Origin of the sequence: Streptococcus oralis subsp. oralis (assembly GCF_002096495.1) — a bacterium.
Lineage (GTDB): Bacteria > Bacillota > Bacilli > Lactobacillales > Streptococcaceae > Streptococcus > Streptococcus oralis_CU.
In genome coordinates, this window is record NZ_NCUO01000011.1 from 40,404 (window position 1) to 58,911 (window position 18,508).

Consider the following 18,508-nt stretch of genomic DNA (forward strand, 5'->3'; position numbering starts at 1 on the left):
GTAATGTCTTAAATAGAAGGAGTATCTACACAATATGAAGAAAAAAATCTTAGCGTCACTTTTATTAAGTACAGTATTAGTGTCTCAAGCGGCGGTATTGACAACTGTCCACGCTGAAACAACTGATGAAAAGATTGCTGCTCAAGATAGTAAGATTAGTAATTTGACATCTCAACAAAAAGAAGCTCAAAAACAAGTAGATGAAATCCAAACGCAAGTTACAGCTATCCAAACTCAACAAATGAACTTAGAAGCTGAGAACGAAACTCTACAAGCTGAATCTAAAAAACTTGAAGGAGAAATTACAGAGCTCTCTAAGAACATTGTTGCTCGTAATGAATCTTTGGAAAAACAAGCACGTAGCGCACAAACAAACGGTGCTGCAACTAGCTATATCAATACAATTGTAAACTCAAAATCAATTACAGAAGCTATTTCACGTGTTGCAGCGATGAGCGAGATTGTATCAGCTAACAACAAAATGTTGGAACAACAGAAGGCTGATAAAAAATCAATTGCTGAAAAACAGGTTGCAAATAATGAAGCAATCAACACTGTCATTGCGAACCAACAAACGCTTGCTGACGATGCACAAACATTGACAACAAAGCAAGCTGAGTTGAAAGTTGCTGAGTTGAATCTTGCTGCTGAGAAAGCAACTGCAGAAGGCGAAAAAGCTACTTTGCTAGAACAAAAAGCAACTGCAGAAGCAGAAGCAAAAGCAGCGGCTGAAGCAGAAGCAGCTTACAAAGCTCGTCAAGCAAGCCAACAACAATCAGTAGTTGCTTCAGGAAATACAAGCTTCTCTGCTCAAGTACAAGCGACATCAACATCAACATCTGATGATGAGGATTCAAGCTACACTCCAGCACCTGCTCCAACTCCTGCTAGACAACGTCCAACATATAGCTCAAATGCATCAAGTTACCCAACAGGTGAATGTACTTGGGGAGCTAAGACATTGGCACCTTGGGCTGGAGACTACTGGGGTAACGGAGCTCAGTGGGCAACAAGTGCAGCTGCAGCAGGATTCCGTACAGGATCAACTCCACAAGTTGGTGCGATTGCATGTTGGAATGATGGTGGTTATGGACACGTAGCGGTTGTTACAGCAGTTTCATCATCATCTCGTATCCAAGTATCAGAATCAAACTACGGTGGAGATCGTACAATCGGAAACAAACGTGGATGGTTCAACCCAACTACAACTTCTGAAGGTTACGTAACATACATCTATCCAAACTAATGAACCAAATAAAGAGGCTCGATTTGAGTCTCTTTTCTTTTTTAGTTTTAAGTTAGACCAAAAACTAGTAAAAACACTTGAAAATATTGATAAAATGTGGTAGAATGAAACTTGTCGTGTAAACGATAATACTCATTCTTGATGAATTGTGAAACTGTTGCCCTCGGGTCGTTTTGCAAGTTGAAGTCGAGGAGAGGAAAAAACAAAAAGGAGAAATACTCATGGCAGTAATTTCAATGAAACAACTTCTTGAGGCTGGTGTACACTTTGGTCACCAAACTCGTCGCTGGAACCCTAAGATGGCTAAGTACATCTTCACTGAGCGTAACGGAATCCACGTTATCGACTTGCAACAAACTGTAAAATACGCTGACCAAGCTTACGACTTTATGCGTGATGCAGCAGCTAACGATGCAGTTGTGTTGTTTGTTGGTACTAAGAAACAAGCTGCTGACGCTGTTAAAGAAGAAGCAGAGCGTTCAGGTCAATACTACATCAACCACCGTTGGTTGGGTGGAACTCTTACTAACTGGGGAACTATCCAAAAACGTATTGCTCGTTTGAAAGAAATCAAACGTATGGAAGAAGAAGGAATCTTCGACGTTCTTCCTAAGAAAGAAGTTGCACTTCTTAACAAACAACGTGCACGTCTTGAAAAATTCTTGGGTGGTATCGAAGACATGCCTCGTATCCCAGATGTAATGTACGTAGTTGACCCACATAAAGAGCAAATCGCTGTTAAAGAAGCTAAAAAATTGGGTATCCCAGTTGTAGCGATGGTTGACACAAACACTGACCCAGACGATATCGATGTAATCATCCCAGCTAACGATGACGCTATCCGCGCTGTTAAATTGATCACAGCTAAATTGGCTGACGCTATCATCGAAGGACGTCAAGGTGAAGATGCAGCAGCAGTTGAAGCTGAATTTGCAGCTTCAGAAGCTCAAGCTGACTCAATCGAAGAAATCGTTGAAGTTGTAGAAGGCGACAACGCTTAATTCATATAAATAGTAATTACCTAGGAGGGCGGGGCCTAGCCCAGCTCTCCTATTTTTAAAAAATATAGGAGAATCAAAATGGCAGAAATTACAGCTAAACTTGTAAAAGAGTTGCGTGAAAAATCTGGTGCCGGTGTTATGGACGCTAAAAAAGCGCTTGTAGAAACAGACGGTGACATCGAAAAAGCGATTGAATTGCTTCGCGAAAAAGGTATGGCGAAGGCAGCTAAGAAAGCTGACCGTGTTGCTGCAGAAGGTTTGACTGGTGTATTTGTTAATGGTAACGTTGCAGCAGTAGTTGAAGTAAATGCTGAAACTGACTTCGTTGCGAAAAACGCTCAATTCGTTGACTTGGTAAACGCAACAGCTAAAGTAATTGCTGAAGGAAAACCAGCGAACAACGAAGAAGCTCTTGCTTTGACAATGCCTTCAGGTGAAACTCTTGAAGCTGCATATGTATCTGCAACAGCTACAATCGGTGAAAAAATCTCATTCCGTCGTTTTGCTTTGCTTGAAAAAACAGATGCGCAACACTTTGGAGCATACCAACACAATGGTGGACGTATCGGTGTTATCTCTGTAATCGAAGGTGGAGACGAAGCGCTTGCTAAACAAATCTCAATGCACATTGCTGCGATGAAACCAACAGTTCTTTCTTACAAAGAATTGGATGAGCAATTCGTTAAAGATGAGTTGGCACAATTGAACCACGTAATCGACCAAGATAACGAAAGCCGTGCAATGGTTGGTAAACCAGCTCTTCCACACTTGAAGTATGGATCAAAAGCACAATTGACTGATGAAGTGATTGCTCAAGCTGAAGCTGATATCAAAGCTGAGTTGGCTGCAGAAGGCAAACCAGAAAAAATCTGGGACAAAATCATCCCAGGTAAAATGGACCGCTTCATGCTTGACAACACCAAAGTTGACCAAGCGTACACACTTCTTGCACAAGTATACATCATGGACGACAGCAAGACAGTTGAAGCTTACCTTGAATCAGTAAATGCTTCAGTAGTTGAGTTCGCTCGCTTTGAAGTTGGTGAAGGTATCGAGAAAGCTGCAAACGACTTTGAAGCAGAAGTTGCAGCTACAATGGCAGCAGCCTTGAATAACTAATAGAAAAGGAAGCAAATTGCTTCCTTTTTCTTTTTGTCTAGAGAGTAGGCTCTATATGAGTAAACAAAAAGCCCTTTAATAAGGGCTAAGTGCATTTAGGAGGCTACACTTCAAATTCATAGAGTGCTGTAGACAAATAACGTTCGCCGTTATCTGGTGCTAAAGCAAGGACTTTCTTACCTGTACCTAATTTCTTGGCAACCTCAATTGCCCCGTAAATTGCTGCAGCTGAAGAAATCCCAACAAGGAAGCCTTCTTTTCCACCAATTTCACGGCCAAGTGCTAGAGCATCATCTGACGTTACGCGGACGATACCATCATAGGCTTTTGTATCAAGTGTTTCAGGAATAAATCCAGCTGAGATGCCTTGAATTTTGTGAGGTCCTGGTTTTTCACCAGACAAGATAGCTGACTCGTCTGCCTCAACTGCATAAACTTGAATGTTTGAATTTGCTACTTTAAGAGCGTGAGAAACACCTGAGATCGTTCCACCGGTGCCAACACCACCCACAAAAGCATCTAAACCATCAGAACCGAAAGCAGCCAGTATTTCAGCTCCTGTTGTTCTTTCGTGTACTTCTGGGTTAGCTGGATTATTAAATTGGAGGGGAAGGAAGCCGTCACGTTCAGCAGCGATTTCTTGAGCTTTAGCAATAGCTCCTTTCATTCCTTCGCTACCAGGAGTGAGGACGAGTTCAGCACCATAGGCTTGGATAATCTTACGTCGTTCCACACTCATCGTTTCAGGCATGACGATAACAACTTTATATCCTTTAGCAGCACCGACCCATGAAAGACCGATACCAGTGTTTCCACTCGTTGCTTCAACAATGGTAGCACCTGGTTTTAGAATACCATCTTGTTCCGCTTTTTCAATCATGCTAAGGGCAATACGGTCTTTTACTGACGATCCAGGGTTAAAAGCTTCTAGTTTAACATAGACGTCTGCAGCACCCTCTGGAACAATGTTGTTGAGTTTAACAATCGGTGTTTGTCCAATTAGTTCAGTGATATTATTATAAATAGTCATAGATATACCTCTTTGTATAAGATGATACTAGTATAACGCGCTCAAGGCTATTTGTAAAATATAGAAATCCTATCAAAGTGATAGGATTTTTTTATATCAAAGGTCTAAGCCATTAATTTTTAATCGATTGTGATAAGCCAATTCTAATAAATAGGTGTAAAGCGGAAGGATGTCCGTTTTTTTAGGGAATTCAAATTTATGGAAACTCAGATGCTCATTGTGTGCTTTTAGAAAGATATTTTCTAAGTAAGTGATTGTAATCTCACTATCATCTATACCTGCTCCAGCAGTTTCCATTTCAACGTTTACAATGTTCATCAAAAAAAGTGACTTAACAGACGCCTTGCGACCAGTAGCGCCTTGCTTATCTGTAAAGATGATACGAATATTTGTAAAGATGATTGCGTCACGAATGAGCTTATATCCACTTTGGATTTCTTCATTCTCTAGTAGGTATTGACCATATTCTTTGATAAGAGTCTCTTTGTTTTCCTCGCTGAAGTTACCAGCAAGTCCTTGAATAAATTTCCCAAACGCCATGTATTTCTCCTTTGTTTACACTAAGTTTACAGGAACTTCAACTTCTCGTAAACCTTGATCTGTTAAAGTAACCTTTCCATTAAAAAACTCTACAAGAGCAGACTTGATATTTTCTTTCTCTTCCTTATCAACATAAATGATGGTATCGATTTGATCTGTAAAGTTTGTATCGATTTCCGTGAGTTTATGTTCTCTAAGAAAATTGCTATATTCTTGATACTGAGCGTAAGACATCTGAATGGCTATGCCAGCTTGCTCTTTGATTTCAATAATGCCTATTTCTTTGACAGCCAAGGCTACACTTCCTGCGTAAGCGCGAATCAAACCACCAGCACCTAACTTAATTCCACCAAAGTAACGAGTAACTACTACGCAGACATTCGTAAGATTATGATTTTCTAAGACGCCAAGCATAGGGACTCCAGCAGTACCACTAGGTTCGCCATCATCACTCGTACGCTTGATCTCACTGCGTTCACCTACAATAAAAGCAGAGCAGTTATGGGTGGCTTTGTAGTGCTCTTTTTTGATAGCAGTGATAAAGTCACGAGCTTCTTCTTCACTATAGACACGCTTTGCGTGACAGATAAAGCGTGATTTTTTGATTTCTTCTTGGACTTGCCCGTTCTCTTTAATTGTTTTAAATTCCATGATTTAATTGTACTAAAAAATTACCTAAAGCGCTAGATTTTTACGAATAAAGAAGTATGAAAGTAAATCCAAATTTCCTCGGTCGCTTGTTTACTGAGAAAGAATTAACAGAAGAAGAACGGCAGATGGCTGAGAAACTTCCAGCAATGAGAAAAGAGAAAGGGAAACTGTTTTGTCAACGTTGTAATAGTAGTATTCTAGAAGAATGGCATTTGCCTATAGGCGCTTACTATTGTAGGGAGTGTTTGCTGATGAAGCGAGTCAGGAGTGATCAAGCCTTATACTATTTTTCGCAGGAAGATTTTCCAAAGCAAGATGTTCTCAAATGGCGTGGTCAGTTAACCCCTTTTCAGGAAAAGGTATCAGAGGGGTTGATTCGAGCAGTCGAAAAGAAAGAATCGACTTTAGTTCATGCTGTGACAGGTGCTGGAAAGACAGAGATGATTTATCAAGTTGTGGCCAAAGTGATTGATGATGGTGGTGCAGTTTGTTTGGCAAGTCCTCGAATTGATGTGTGTTTGGAACTGTATAAGCGACTGCAGAATGACTTTGCTTGCGATATAGCGCTACTCCATGGCGAATCAGAGCCCTATTTTCGAACTCCCTTAGTAGTTGCGACAACTCATCAGTTATTAAAATTTTATCATGCTTTTGATTTGTTGATAGTGGATGAAGTAGATGCCTTTCCTTATGTTGACAACACTATGCTTTACTATGCTGTAAAGAATAGTGTAAAGGAGGATGGATTAAGGATATTCCTTACAGCAACTTCTACAGATAAGTTAGATAGGAAGGTTCGCACAGGAGAATTGAAACGATTAAGCTTGCCGAGACGGTTTCATGGAAATCCTTTGATTATTCCTAAACCAGTCTGGTTATCGAATTTTAATCGCTGTTTAGAGAAAAGCCAGTTGTCATCTAAGTTAAAAATCTACATTGAGAAACAGAGAAGAACAGGTTATCCTCTGCTGATTTTTGCATCAGAGATTAAAAAAGGCGAGAAACTAAAAGAAATCTTGAAGGAGCATTTCCCGAATGAGAGCATTGGCTTTGTGTCTTCTGTGACAGAAGACCGATTAGAGCAGGTGCAAGCTTTTCGAGATGGAGAACTAACAATACTGATCAGTACGACAATCTTGGAACGCGGGGTTACCTTCCCTTGTGTGGATGTTTTCGTAGTAGAAGCTAATCATCGTCTCTTTACCAAGTCTAGTTTAATTCAGATTGGAGGGCGAGTTGGACGCAGTATGGATAGACCAACTGGTGAGTTGCTCTTCTTTCATGATGGATTAAATGCTTCCATCAAAAAGGCAATCAAGGAAATCAAGCAGATGAATAAGGAGGCAGGGTTATGAACTGTTTATTATGTGGCCAGACTACAAAGAGTGAGTTAACTTTTGGTAGTCTCTTCCTTTTGAAGAATGAGAGCAGTTATCTTTGTTCAGATTGTGCTTCTAGTTTTGAGAAGATTGGTGAGAATTATTGCCCAAACTGTATGAAAACAGGCATGTCAACTAAGTGTCAAGATTGCAAACTTTGGTGTAAAGAAGGAATTCAGGTTGATCATAAGGCAATCTTTACCTATAATCAAGCTATGAAAGACTTTTTCAGTCGATATAAGTTTGATGGCGATTTTTTGCTTAGAAAAGTTTTTGCTTCTGTTCTTGCTGAGGAGCTGAAAAAGTATAGAGGATATCAATTTGTGTCGATTCCCCTAAGCCCTGAAAGATTGCTTGAGAGGGGGTTTAACCAAGTCGAGGGTTTGGTTGAGGCGGCAGGCTTTTCTTTTAAAGATATATTAGGAAAAAGAGAAGAGAGCGCTAGTTCTTCTAAAAGCCGTTTGGAAAGGTTAGCTACTGAAATTCCATTTTTTATTAAAGATGGAATCTTACTTCCTAAGAAGATTTTGCTGATTGATGATATCTATACAACAGGGGCAACTGTGAATCGTGTGAAACGACTTTTGGAAGAAGCAGGTGCTTTGGAAGTTAAAACTTTTTCCCTTGTAAGATGAGGAAAAAATTTGCAAAATGAAAATGAAAGCGTTATAATATAGTTAGAAAAACAAAAATGTTTAGAAAGAAGGTACTTATATGATTAAATATAGTATCCGTGGTGAAAACCTAGAAGTAACAGAAGCAATTCGTGATTATGTAGTTTCTAAACTCGAAAAGATCGAAAAGTATTTCCAACCTGAGCAGGAGTTGGATGCACGTGTGAACTTGAAAGTTTACCGTGAAAAAACAGCAAAGGTTGAAGTAACAATTCCGCTTGGATCTATCACTCTTCGTGCTGAAGATATTTCTCAAGATATGTATGGTTCTATCGATCTTGTGACAGATAAAATTGAACGTCAGATTCGTAAAAATAAAACTAAAATCGAACGTAAGAATAAAAATAAAGTTGCGACAAGTCAACTCTTTACAGATGCTCTAGTTGAAGATGCAAATGTTGTGCAACCAAAAGTCGTTCGTTCAAAACAAATTGATTTGAAGCCAATGGATTTAGAAGAAGCCCTTCTTCAAATGGATTTGTTGGGACATGATTTCTTTATCTATGTAGATGTAGAAGATCAAACAACAAATGTTTTGTATCGCCGTGAAGATGGTGAAGTCGGCTTGTTAGAAGTGAAAGAATCATAAAATAGAACTTTTAAAGTGGTTTACACCAGTGTAAACCACTTTTGTATTGCATCATTATAAAAGGTATAAATGGGGACAGTTATGAAAGACGTGGTGATTGTTTCGGCAGTGCGAACTCCAATAGGCTCCTTTGGAGGAAGTTTGAAGAATGTTTCAGCTGTCGATTTGGGAGCTTTGGTTATAAAGAGTGTTTTGGAAAAAGCCAATGTCAAACCAGAGCAGGTAGATGAAGTGATTATGGGGAATGTCCTAGGTGCTGGTTTAGGGCAAAATGTAGCTCGCCAAATGAGCATTCATGCTGGACTTTCTGAGTTTACACCAGCCTTTGCCATCAACAAGGTTTGTGGTTCCGGTTTGAAGGCAGTGCAGTTGGCTGCTCAAGCGATTCGATGTGGCGATGCAGATATTATTGTAGCTGGTGGTGCAGAAAACATGAGTCAGGCTCCATACGTATTGCCAAGTTTCCGTTGGGGTGGCCGTATGGGAGATTCAAAAGTGGTAGATACTATGATCAAGGACGGTTTGTCTGATGCCTTTAACGAATACCATATGGGAATTACAGCTGAGAATGTGGCCGAAGAATATGGTGTCAGTCGAGAAGAACAAGATGCTCTTGCTTTAGAGTCACAAAAACGAGCAGTTATGGCTATAGAATCTGGCCGCTTTAAAGAAGAGATTGTGCCAGTTGTCATTCCTCAACGCAAAGGCGATCCTATCGTTTTTGATACAGATGAATATCCTAGAAAAGATGCTAGCTTGGAGAGCCTATCTAAGCTAGGTCCTGTTTTCAAAAAAGACGGTTCCGTCACAGCGGGAAATGCTTCAGGAATCAATGACGGGGCAGCAGCTGTCTTGGTCATGAGTGCTGAAAAAGCTGAAGAATTAGGACTTTCAGTGATTGCCCACATTCGTTCGTATGCAAGTGCAGGTTTGGATCCTAAGATGATGGGATGTGGCCCGATTTATGCGACTCGCAAGGCTCTTGAAAAAGGCAATTTGACAGTTGATAATCTTGACTTGATCGAGTCAAATGAAGCCTTTGCTGCTCAGGCTTGTGTGGTTGGGAAAACACTTGGCTTTAACACAGATATTGTCAATGTCAATGGTGGTGCCATTGCTCTCGGTCACCCAATTGGGGCTTCCGGTTGCCGTATCCTAGTGACTCTGGTACATGAGATGATGAAACGTGATGCTAAAACTGGGTTAGCAACTCTCTGTATCGGAGGAGGGATGGGAACAGCCCTTATCGTGGAACGTTAGGTGTTAGTGAACTGAGCGCGTGGGTAGGAGGGTGATGATTCCCTCCTCTTTTTGTGTCTGAGGTTAGAAGAAATCAATCATGAAAGAAGGGCTTGCATCTTTTAAAAGGTCGCTTTTTAAGGGTTTTTGTGATATAATAATGCGCAAGAGGTTTAGAATGAAAAAAAATAATTTAATCCCGTTTTCTGCGGTCTGGCTAGGACTTGCAACTTTCGGAATCTTAACTTTGCTGATTATTTTTTCACATAATCTTGCTGTAACAATCAGTGTTTTGTTTTTATTTGTACTGCTTTATTTGCTTTTATTTGTATGGCAAAAAAAACAGTATGAAAAGAGCGAAATTGAACAAATCCAATACGTAAATCATCAAGCTGAAGATAGCTTAAACACGCTGCTCGATCAAATGCCGGTGGGAGTCCTGAAATTAGACTTATCAAGTGGAGAAGTGGAATGGTTTAATCCCTATGCTGAGCTGATTTTGACTACTGAAGAAGGCGGAATTGATGTTGAGTTAATTCAAACCATCATCAAGGCTTCTGTTGGGAATCCAGGTTCGTATGCTACCTTGGGCGAAACACGGTATGCTGTTCATATGGACAAGGCTTCGGGTGTTCTGTATTTCTTTGATGTTTCTGGGGAATATGAAGCAACTGTTGAATTGGTAACTAGCCGTCCAGTCATTGGAGTCATCTCGGTAGATAACTATGATGATTTGGAGGATGCGACGTCTGACTCTGATATCAGCCATATCAATAGCTTTGTAGCTAATTTTGTTTCAGAATTTGCTAGTAAGTATGCTATGTTTTCTCGCCGTGTGGGGATGGATCGTTTTTATGTATTCACAGATTACACGGTACTAGAGGAATTGATGAATGATAAATTCTCTGTTATTGATACTTTCCGAGAAGAATCAAAGCAGAGGCAGCTAGCCCTAACCTTAAGTATGGGATTTTCTTATGGTGATGGAAATCATGAAGAGATAGGGAAAATTGCCTTGCTCAACTTGAACTTAGCAGAAGTTCGCGGTGGTGACCAGGTGGTGGTCAAGGAAAATAACGAAACCAAGAATCCAGTCTACTTCGGTGGAGGAACTGCTGCATCTATCAAACGTACTCGTACACGTACGAGAGCTATGATGACAGCCATTTCTGATAAGATTCGAAGTGTTGACCAAGTTTTTGTAGTCGGTCATAAAAATCTAGATATGGATGCTTTGGGCTCTGCTGTCGGTATGCAGTTGTTTGCAAGTAATATTATTGAGAACAGTTATGCTGTCTATGATGCAGACCAGATGCCAGCAGATATTGAACGTGCTATCCATTTCTTGAAGAAGGAAGATGTCACGAAACTTTTATCTCTTACAGATGCGATGAAGCTAGTTACAAACCGTTCATTATTGATTCTGGTGGATCATTCCAAGACGGCTTTGACCTTGTCAAAAGATTTTTATGATTTGTTCACTCAAACTATTGTTATTGACCATCATCGACGTGATCAGGATTTCCCTGAGAATGCCGTTATCACTTATATTGAAAGTGGGGCAAGTAGTGCGAGTGAGTTGGTCACAGAATTGATTCAATTCCAAAATTCTAAGAAGAATCGTTTGAGTCGTATGCAGGCCAGTGTTTTGATGGCTGGTATGATGCTGGATACCAAGAATTTCACATCTCGCGTGACGAGTCGAACCTTTGATGTGGCTAGTTATCTGAGAACACGGGGAAGTGACAGTATTGCAATCCAGGAGATTGCTGCGACAGATTTTGAAGAGTACCGTGAGGTAAATGAACTCATTTTACAAGGTCATAAGCTAGGTTCAGATATCTTGATTGCCCAAGCTAAGGACTCAATGTCTTATGACACAGTTGTTATCAGTAAGGCTGCCGATGCTATGTTAGCTATGTCTGGCATTGAAGCCAGCTTCGTTCTAGCAAAAAATACACAAGGATTTATCTCTATCTCGGCTCGAAGCCGTAGTAAAATCAATGTGCAACGCATTATGGAAGAGCTGGGTGGTGGAGGCCACTTTAATCTAGCAGCTGCGCAAATCGAGGATATGAGTTTGTCAGAAACAGGAGAGAAATTGACTCAACTTGTCTTGGATGAACAAAAGGAAAAGGAGAAAGAAGAATGAAAGTAATCTTTTTAGCAGATGTCAAAGGAAAAGGGAAAAAAGGCGAAATTAAGGAAGTACCAACTGGCTACGCTCAAAACTTCCTGATTAAAAAGAATTTGGCCAAGGAAGCAACTGCTCAAGCAGTGGGTGAGTTGCGTGGAAAACAAAAATCAGAAGAAAAGGCTCATGCTGAAATGATTGCTGAAGCAAAAGCCATCAAGGCTAAGCTTGAGGCAGAAGAAACAGTTGTAGAGTTTGTTGAAAAGGTTGGACCAGATGGCCGTACATTTGGTTCCATCACTAACAAGAAAATTGCAGAAGAATTGCAAAAGCAGTTTGGTATCAAGATTGACAAACGCAATATTCAAGTGCAAGCACCAATTCGAGCAGTAGGTTTGATTGATGTACCAGTGAAGATCTATCAAGATGTCACAAGTGTCATCAATCTTCGTGTAAAAGAAGGTTAAGTTTACAACCTCTTGACAAGATTGTAAAAGGAAGGAAAGTTGGATGGCAGAAGTAGAGGAACTGCGAGTTCAACCTCAGGATATTTTAGCAGAACAATCTGTTCTGGGGGCTATTTTTATAGATGAGAGTAAGCTCGTTTTTGTCCGAGAATACATTGATTCTCGTGACTTCTTTAAGTATGCTCATCGGTTGATTTTCCAAGCGATGGTAGATTTGTCGGATCGTGGGGAAGCGATTGATGCGACGACGGTTCGAACGATTTTGGATAGCCAAGGAGATCTGCAAAATATTGGTGGCTTGTCTTACCTTGTTGAAATCGTCAACTCTGTACCAACTTCAGCTAATGCGGAGTATTATGCTAAAATTGTAGCCGAAAAGGCTATGCTTCGTCGCTTGATTTCCAAGTTGACAGAGTCTGTCAACCAAGCCTATGAAGCTTCTAAGCCTGCAGATGAAATCATTGCTCAAGCAGAAAAGGGACTCATTGATGTCAGTGAAAACGCCAATCGTAGTGGGTTCAAGAACATCCGAGATATTCTAAATATCAACTTTGGAAACCTAGAAGTTCGGTCACAACAAACAACGGACATCACTGGTATTGCAACGGGTTACCGTGATTTGGACCATATGACGACAGGTCTCCATGAGGAGGAGTTGATTATCCTAGCGGCACGTCCAGCGGTTGGTAAGACAGCCTTTGCCTTAAATATTGCTCAGAACATCGGGACCAAGTTGGACAAGACGGTAGCCATCTTTTCACTGGAAATGGGTGCGGAAAGTCTAGTAGACCGTATGTTGGCAGCAGAAGGTTTGGTGGAGTCTCATTCTATCCGTACTGGTCAATTGACTGATGAGGAGTGGCAAAAATATACCATTGCTCAAGGGAATCTAGCCAACGCGAGTATCTATATCGATGATACACCAGGGATTCGGATCACGGAAATTCGTTCACGCTCACGCAAACTGGCTCAAGAAACAGGCAATCTAGGCTTGATTTTGATTGACTATCTACAGCTTATCACAGGTACTGGTCGTGAGAACCGCCAACAAGAAGTCTCTGAAATTTCTCGTCAGTTGAAAATTCTAGCCAAGGAATTAAAGGTTCCAGTCATTGCTCTTAGTCAGCTATCTCGTGGGGTGGAGCAGCGTCAGGATAAGAGACCAGTCTTGTCTGATATTCGTGAATCGGGTTCTATCGAGCAGGATGCGGATATCGTAGCCTTTCTATACCGTGACGACTACTATGATCGTGCGGGTGAAGAAGAGGAAGGGATTCCAAATAACAAGGTAGAGGTTATCATCGAGAAAAACCGTAGTGGAGCTCGTGGTACGGTGGAATTGATTTTCCAAAAAGAATACAATAAATTTTCAAGTATCTCAAAGAGGGAGGCATAAGATGTCAGATGCATTTACAGATGTAGCCAAGATGAAAAAAATAAAAGAAGAGATCAAGGCGCATGAGGGACAAGTCGTTGAAATGACTTTGGAAAATGGCCGTAAGCGCCAAAAAAATAGATTGGGTAAGCTAATTGAGGTTTATCCATCTCTATTTATCGTTGAATTTGGGGATGTTGAAGGAGACAAACAAGCCAATGTCTACGTTGAATCCTTCACCTACTCAGATATCTTGACAGAAAAGAACTTGATTCGCTATCTAGACTAAGAATCCTAAAATGAAGTGAGCTTTGCTCACTTTTTTCTTTTTCTCCCGAATAGTATAAACGAGGGTAACCTCGGAAATTTATATTATTAAGGAGAATGAATGACGTTTTTTAAATCAGGAGTTAAGAAGAGTAGATGTACTCAGTTGAGTGTAGGGCTGGCTACTTTGTTTGTTACAAGTACCTTTTTGTTTGGTGGGGAATCGGTTCAAGCCGACAGTGTAGCGCGTGGAGATGACTATCCACTTCACTACAAAAATGGTAGTGTTGAAATCGATCAGTGGCGGATGTATTCTCGCCAGTGTACCTCTTTTGCGGCCTTTCGTTTGAGTAGTGTAAATGGCTTTGAGATTCCTCCTGCCTATGGAAATGCGAATGAATGGGGACATCGTGCAAGGCGAGAAGGCTATCGTGTGGATACTAAGCCAGAAGTTGGGGCTATTGCTTGGTCGACAGAAGGTTATTATGGGCACGTGGCCTGGGTATCAAATGTGTCGGGGGATACGATTGAAATCGAAGAGTATAACTATGGGGTTCGAGAAAAGTATAACCGTCGAAAAGTCAAGGCTAGTTCTATGACAGGTTTTATTCATTTCAAGGATTTATCTACTAGCCATAGTGCGGGTGAGAATGCTCGTAGCTCAGAGCTTCCGTCTAGTGGGACAATAGTATTCACGAAGAAATCGCCGATTATGGACCACCCATCAAGCACAGGACCGGTTATTGACTACTATTATGCTGGTGAGAGTGTGAGTTATGACCAGGTTATTGAAAAGGATGGTTATAAGTGGCTCGGTTATTTGTCTTATAGCGGTTCTAGAAGATATGTGCAGTATGCAGAGCTAATCAATACAGAGAAAGGCTGGAAAAAAGAAGGAGGGAGTTGGTATTACCGAGAGAATGGTAAGCTAGCGACAGGATGGAAAAAAGTCAATGGCAATTGGTATCATTTAAAAGAAAATGGGGTCATGTCAACTGGCTGGATTAAGGATGGCTCTCACTGGTATTACCTGAAGGCTTCGGGTGAGATGCAGATGGGATGGCTTAAAGACAAGGGAACTTGGTATTACTTAGAGGAATCTGGTCGGATGAAAGCTAGTCAATGGTTCCAAGTCTCGGGCAAACACTACTATGTCGATGCTTCGGGAGCCTTAGCTGTTAATACGATTATTGATGGCTATAGACTCAACAGTGATGGGGCAAGAATAGGAAGTGTCTCTTAAACATCATACAGGCTTTCTTCTTGTTCATAAAATTTTAAAATGGATATCGAATTAGTTGACGTTCTTTGAATAGTATAATATAATAATATCAAAAACCATAAAGGGGCATTGTCTAATGGACAAGAGGAAAGTTATTTTAACAAGTTTAGCAAGTGCAGCTGTATTGGGTGCTAGTGTACTCGTTTCACAGCCTTCAGTAGTTAAGGCAGATGAAGGGAAAGCAGAAGAGCAGGCAGTTGCTCCTGCACAACCACAAGCTGGAACAGAAGGGGAGAGCGGTGCTCAAACTGAAAAGGGATCAGAAAACGCTAGTCCAGCTAATCCTGGTGCGACAAATCCAGCTAAAATGACCAAAGAAGAGTTGATGAAGGCTTTGGATGAACTTGAGGAACAGGCTATTAGTGATATTAAGGATAAGGAAGCGATTGAGGACAAAGAGGATGCAGCTGAAGCTGTGAAGGAATATATCGGTAAGATGTATATTTCAGATACTCTTGAGTCTGGAGAGCTTAGCTTAGATAATATCATCGCTGAATTGCCAGAAGGTGCAGAAGATAAGGCTGTGGTAACAGGTCCTGAAGTTCAAACTAATAAAAAATTATCTACTGAGGAGAAGGCTCTACTAGACCAGGCTGAAAAAGATGCCAAAGAACAAGTGTCTCAAGCGACGGATGCTCTGGTTCAAGCCCTAGAATCTCTTGAAAATGCTGTAATTGAAGATATTAAAAAAGATGCTTCAATAACCGATAAAGAAGCGGCTATCAAAGAAGCCAAAGAAGAGATTGGTAAAGAAGATCTTTTGAAGGCTATCGCAGATGAGGATTTGGAGATTGGTGATGTTATTGTAGACTGGCCAGCAGATACGAGCGAGCACAAAACAGTAGCTGAACCTGTATCAGAATTCACAGATGAAGACCAAGCTAAGTTAGATGAAGCTGATAAAGAGGCTCAGGTTGATGCAGCAAAAGTTCGCTCAGATCTAATCGCTACCCTAGAAAAAATTGAAAAATCAACCATCGACGACATCAACAAGGATGCCACTATCACTGATAAGGAAGCAGCCATCAAGGCGGCTAAAGAAGTGATTGGCAAGGACGGCATCTTGAAAGCCATCGAAGAAGGTGACATCGAAGCGTCAGATTTGTTAGACGATTTCTTAGCAGAAGACAGTGATCAGGTGACACCGGCCGAAGCGACGAGCCAAGAAGATTTCTCAAGTCAAGACCAAGCAAAACTGGCTGCAGCGGACAAGGAAGCAGCGGAAGAAGCTAAGAAAGAAGAAGAGGCTAAACAAGCTGCAGAAGCAAAGGCTCACAGCGAATTGTTGACTGCTCTTGAAGGTATCGAAAAATCAACCATCGACGACATCAACAAAGATGCTTCTATTACTGATAAGGAAGCGGCGATTAAGGCAGCTAAAGAAGTGATTGGCAAGGACGGCATCTTGAAAGCCATCGAAGAAGGTGACATCGAAGCGTCCGACTTGTTAGATGATTTCTTGGCAGAAGACAGTGATCAGGTGACACCGGCTGAAGCAAAAACTCAATCTCAACTTTCTAGCCAAGACCAAGCTACACTCGCTGCAGCGGACAAGGAAGCGGCTGAGGAAGCCAAGAAAGAGGAAGAAGCTAAGCAAGCTGCAGAAGCAAAGGCTCACAGCGAATTGTTGACTGCCCTTGAAGGTATCGAACAATCAACCATCGACGACATCAACAAGGATGCCACTATCACTGATAAGGAAGCGGCGATTAAGGCAGCTAAAGAAGTGATTGGCAAGGATGCTATCTTGAAAGCTATCGAAGAAGGCGACGTCGAAGCGTCCGACTTGTTGGCAGATTTTTTGGCAGAGGACAGCGATCAAGTAACACCAGCCGAAGCAAAAACTCAATCTCAACTTTCAAGCCAAGACCAAGCCAAGCTAACTGCAGCTGACAAGGAAGCGGCGGAAGAAGCAGCAAAAGTTCGCTCAGATCTAATCGCTACCCTAGAAAAAATTGAAAAATCAACCATCGACGACATCAACAAGGATGCCACTATCACTGATAAGGAAGCAGCCATCAAGGCGGCTAAAGAAGTGATTGGCAAGGACGGCATCTTGAAAGCCATCGAAGAAGGTGACATCGAAGCGTCAGATTTGTTAGACGATTTCTTAGCAGAAGACAGTGATCAGGTGACACCGGCCGAAGCGATGAGCCAAGAAGATTTCTCAAGCCAAGATCAAGCTAAACTGGCTGCAGCAGATAAGGAAGCAGCGGAAGAAGCAGCAAAAGTTCGCTCAGATTTAATCGCTACCCTAGAAAAAATTGAAAAAGAGACCATCGACGACATCACCAAGGATGCCACTATCACTGATAAGGAAGCAGCGATTAAGGCGGCTAAAGAAGTGATTGGCAAGGACGGCATCTTGAAAGCTATCGAAGATGGAGATATTGAAGCATCTGACTTGTTAGATGATTTCTTGGCAGAAGACAGTGATCAGGTGACACCGGCCGAAGCAATGAGCCAAGAAGATTTCTCAAGCCAAGACCAAGCTAAACTCGCTGCAGCGGACAAGGAAGCAGCGGAAGAAAATAGTAATGCGAAAAAACTTGAGCTAAGTAAATTAGAAGAGCAAGTTGCTAAGATTAAAGCGCAATTATCAAGTTTAAAAGTTTCTGGTGACAAGAATAGTCAAGTAAAAGACTTGCAACAAGCTTTAGCAGACTATGAGGTTGCTATTAAGACTCTAAGTAGTGTTATGTCAGCTGTTCTTGAAATTGAAGACTTTACAGGCGGGGTGAACGCAGTAGAAGCTGCAACTGCAGAGTTGCCAGAATACAACAAAGGTGCAAATGCGGTAGAAGCTGCTGTAAATGAACTCCCAGCCTATGGGGAAAGCGGTACTCCAGCAGTAGCGAATGTCCCAGTTTATGGAGAAAACGGTGCTCCAGCAGTAGCGAATGTTCCAATTTATGGAGAAAGCGGTGCTCCGGTAGTAGCGAGTGTTCCAGCCTATGCAGAAAGCGGTGCTCCGGCAGTAGCGAGTGTTCCAGCCTATGCAGAAAGCGGTGCTCCGGTAGTAGCGAGTGTTCCAGCCTATGCAGAAAGCGGTGCTCCGGCAGTAGCGAGTGTTCCAGCCTATGCAGAAAGCGGTGCTCCGGCAGTAGCGAATGTCCCAGTTTATGGAGAAAGTGGTGCCCCAGCAGTAGCCAATATTCCAGTCTACGCTGAAAAGATTGAACCTGCAGTAGATGAAGTTCCAGAATATACTGGCAGTGTAGCTCCTTTGGCTACAAATCCTACTCTCGGAACGAAACAAGATCGTACCTACAAAGCGCCTGCAGCAACAGATGAACAATTCCTTCCAAATACGGGAAGCCAAGATGCTTCAGCAGTCGCATCGCTAGGATTTGTTGGTATCCTTCTTGGTTTGCTACCATTTGCAAAGAGAAAATTGAATAAATAAATCGCATGAAATCAATAAAAGAAAAGGATTTGAATAGTCCTTTTCTTTTTTATGGTGAAATAGGGATAAGTCCAAGTTTTTCAGCTCTTTCCGATGGTATTTTTCCTTG

Annotated in this window: 16 protein-coding genes; 13 read left to right on the forward strand and 3 right to left on the reverse strand. The window is 41.5% G+C overall.

Annotation, left to right across the window (positions count from 1 at the left end):
• Nucleotides 1–34: 34 nt before the first annotated feature.
• The 3 genes from pcsB (at nucleotide 35) to tsf (ending at nucleotide 3,366) form a co-directional block, all read left to right on the forward strand.
• Nucleotides 35–1,246 carry a peptidoglycan hydrolase PcsB gene (pcsB, locus tag B7717_RS03815; RefSeq protein WP_084944242.1) on the forward strand — a complete coding sequence of 404 codons (1,212 nt, stop codon included), beginning with the start codon at nucleotides 35–37 and terminating at the stop codon, nucleotides 1,244–1,246.
• Nucleotides 1,247–1,467: 221 nt separating this feature from the next.
• Nucleotides 1,468–2,247: a 30S ribosomal protein S2 gene (rpsB, locus tag B7717_RS03820; protein ID WP_000268475.1), complete on the forward strand. Its 780-nt coding sequence runs from the start codon at nucleotides 1,468–1,470 to the stop codon at nucleotides 2,245–2,247.
• A gap of 78 nt (nucleotides 2,248–2,325) precedes the next feature.
• Nucleotides 2,326–3,366, forward strand: coding sequence for a translation elongation factor Ts (tsf, locus tag B7717_RS03825; RefSeq protein WP_000808059.1), 1,041 nt, complete (start codon nucleotides 2,326–2,328; stop codon nucleotides 3,364–3,366).
• Between the two features lie 103 nt (nucleotides 3,367–3,469).
• Here the strand turns inward: tsf and cysK are convergent, their stop codons facing one another.
• From cysK to B7717_RS03840, 3 genes are all read right to left on the reverse strand, one after another.
• Nucleotides 3,470–4,396: a cysteine synthase A gene (gene cysK, locus B7717_RS03830; RefSeq protein WP_000158483.1), complete on the reverse strand. Its 927-nt coding sequence runs from the start codon at nucleotides 4,394–4,396 to the stop codon at nucleotides 3,470–3,472.
• A 96-nt stretch (nucleotides 4,397–4,492) separates the two neighbouring features.
• Nucleotides 4,493–4,936 carry a PH domain-containing protein gene (locus B7717_RS03835; RefSeq protein ID WP_000863900.1) on the reverse strand — a complete coding sequence of 148 codons (444 nt, stop codon included), beginning with the start codon at nucleotides 4,934–4,936 and terminating at the stop codon, nucleotides 4,493–4,495.
• A 15-nt stretch (nucleotides 4,937–4,951) separates the two neighbouring features.
• Nucleotides 4,952–5,587 carry a YigZ family protein gene (locus B7717_RS03840; protein WP_000394689.1) on the reverse strand — a complete coding sequence of 212 codons (636 nt, stop codon included), beginning with the start codon at nucleotides 5,585–5,587 and terminating at the stop codon, nucleotides 4,952–4,954.
• Nucleotides 5,588–5,643: 56 nt separating this feature from the next.
• Between B7717_RS03840 and B7717_RS03845 the strand changes: the two genes are divergently transcribed.
• The 10 genes from B7717_RS03845 (at nucleotide 5,644) to B7717_RS03890 (ending at nucleotide 18,399) form a co-directional block, all read left to right on the forward strand.
• The gene (locus tag B7717_RS03845) at nucleotides 5,644–6,942 is read left to right on the forward strand and encodes a DEAD/DEAH box helicase (RefSeq protein WP_084944243.1); all 1,299 of its coding nucleotides are present in this window, start codon (nucleotides 5,644–5,646) and stop codon (nucleotides 6,940–6,942) included.
• Nucleotides 6,939–7,601, forward strand: coding sequence for a ComF family protein (locus B7717_RS03850; protein ID WP_084944244.1), 663 nt, complete (start codon nucleotides 6,939–6,941; stop codon nucleotides 7,599–7,601). The genes B7717_RS03845 and B7717_RS03850 overlap by 4 nt, the downstream gene beginning before the upstream one ends.
• A 79-nt stretch (nucleotides 7,602–7,680) precedes the next feature.
• Complete coding sequence (gene hpf, locus B7717_RS03855; RefSeq protein ID WP_000599111.1) at nucleotides 7,681–8,229, forward strand: ribosome hibernation-promoting factor, HPF/YfiA family; 549 nt, start codon at nucleotides 7,681–7,683, stop codon at nucleotides 8,227–8,229.
• Between the two features lie 81 nt (nucleotides 8,230–8,310).
• A complete protein-coding gene (locus B7717_RS03860; RefSeq protein ID WP_084944346.1) occupies nucleotides 8,311–9,489 on the forward strand; it encodes an acetyl-CoA C-acetyltransferase in 1,179 nt (392 codons plus the stop codon).
• Between the two features lie 157 nt (nucleotides 9,490–9,646).
• Nucleotides 9,647–11,620: a DHH family phosphoesterase gene (locus B7717_RS03865; RefSeq protein ID WP_084944245.1), complete on the forward strand. Its 1,974-nt coding sequence runs from the start codon at nucleotides 9,647–9,649 to the stop codon at nucleotides 11,618–11,620.
• On the forward strand, nucleotides 11,617–12,069 hold the full coding sequence (rplI, locus tag B7717_RS03870; protein ID WP_000864211.1) for a 50S ribosomal protein L9: 453 nt from the start codon (nucleotides 11,617–11,619) through the stop codon (nucleotides 12,067–12,069). The genes B7717_RS03865 and rplI overlap by 4 nt, the downstream gene beginning before the upstream one ends.
• 43 nt (nucleotides 12,070–12,112) lie before the next feature.
• A complete protein-coding gene (dnaB, locus tag B7717_RS03875; protein WP_000852476.1) occupies nucleotides 12,113–13,465 on the forward strand; it encodes a replicative DNA helicase in 1,353 nt (450 codons plus the stop codon).
• A gap of 1 nt (nucleotide 13,466) precedes the next feature.
• Entirely contained in the window at nucleotides 13,467–13,733 is a 267-nt protein-coding gene (locus B7717_RS03880; RefSeq protein WP_001278165.1) for a Veg family protein, read from the forward strand.
• 99 nt (nucleotides 13,734–13,832) lie between these two features.
• A complete protein-coding gene (locus tag B7717_RS03885) occupies nucleotides 13,833–14,954 on the forward strand; it encodes an SH3 domain-containing protein (RefSeq protein WP_042903069.1) in 1,122 nt (373 codons plus the stop codon).
• 115 nt (nucleotides 14,955–15,069) lie between these two features.
• Complete coding sequence (locus B7717_RS03890) at nucleotides 15,070–18,399, forward strand: SIALI-17 repeat-containing surface protein (protein WP_084944246.1); 3,330 nt, start codon at nucleotides 15,070–15,072, stop codon at nucleotides 18,397–18,399.
• Nucleotides 18,400–18,508: the final 109 nt, after the last annotated feature.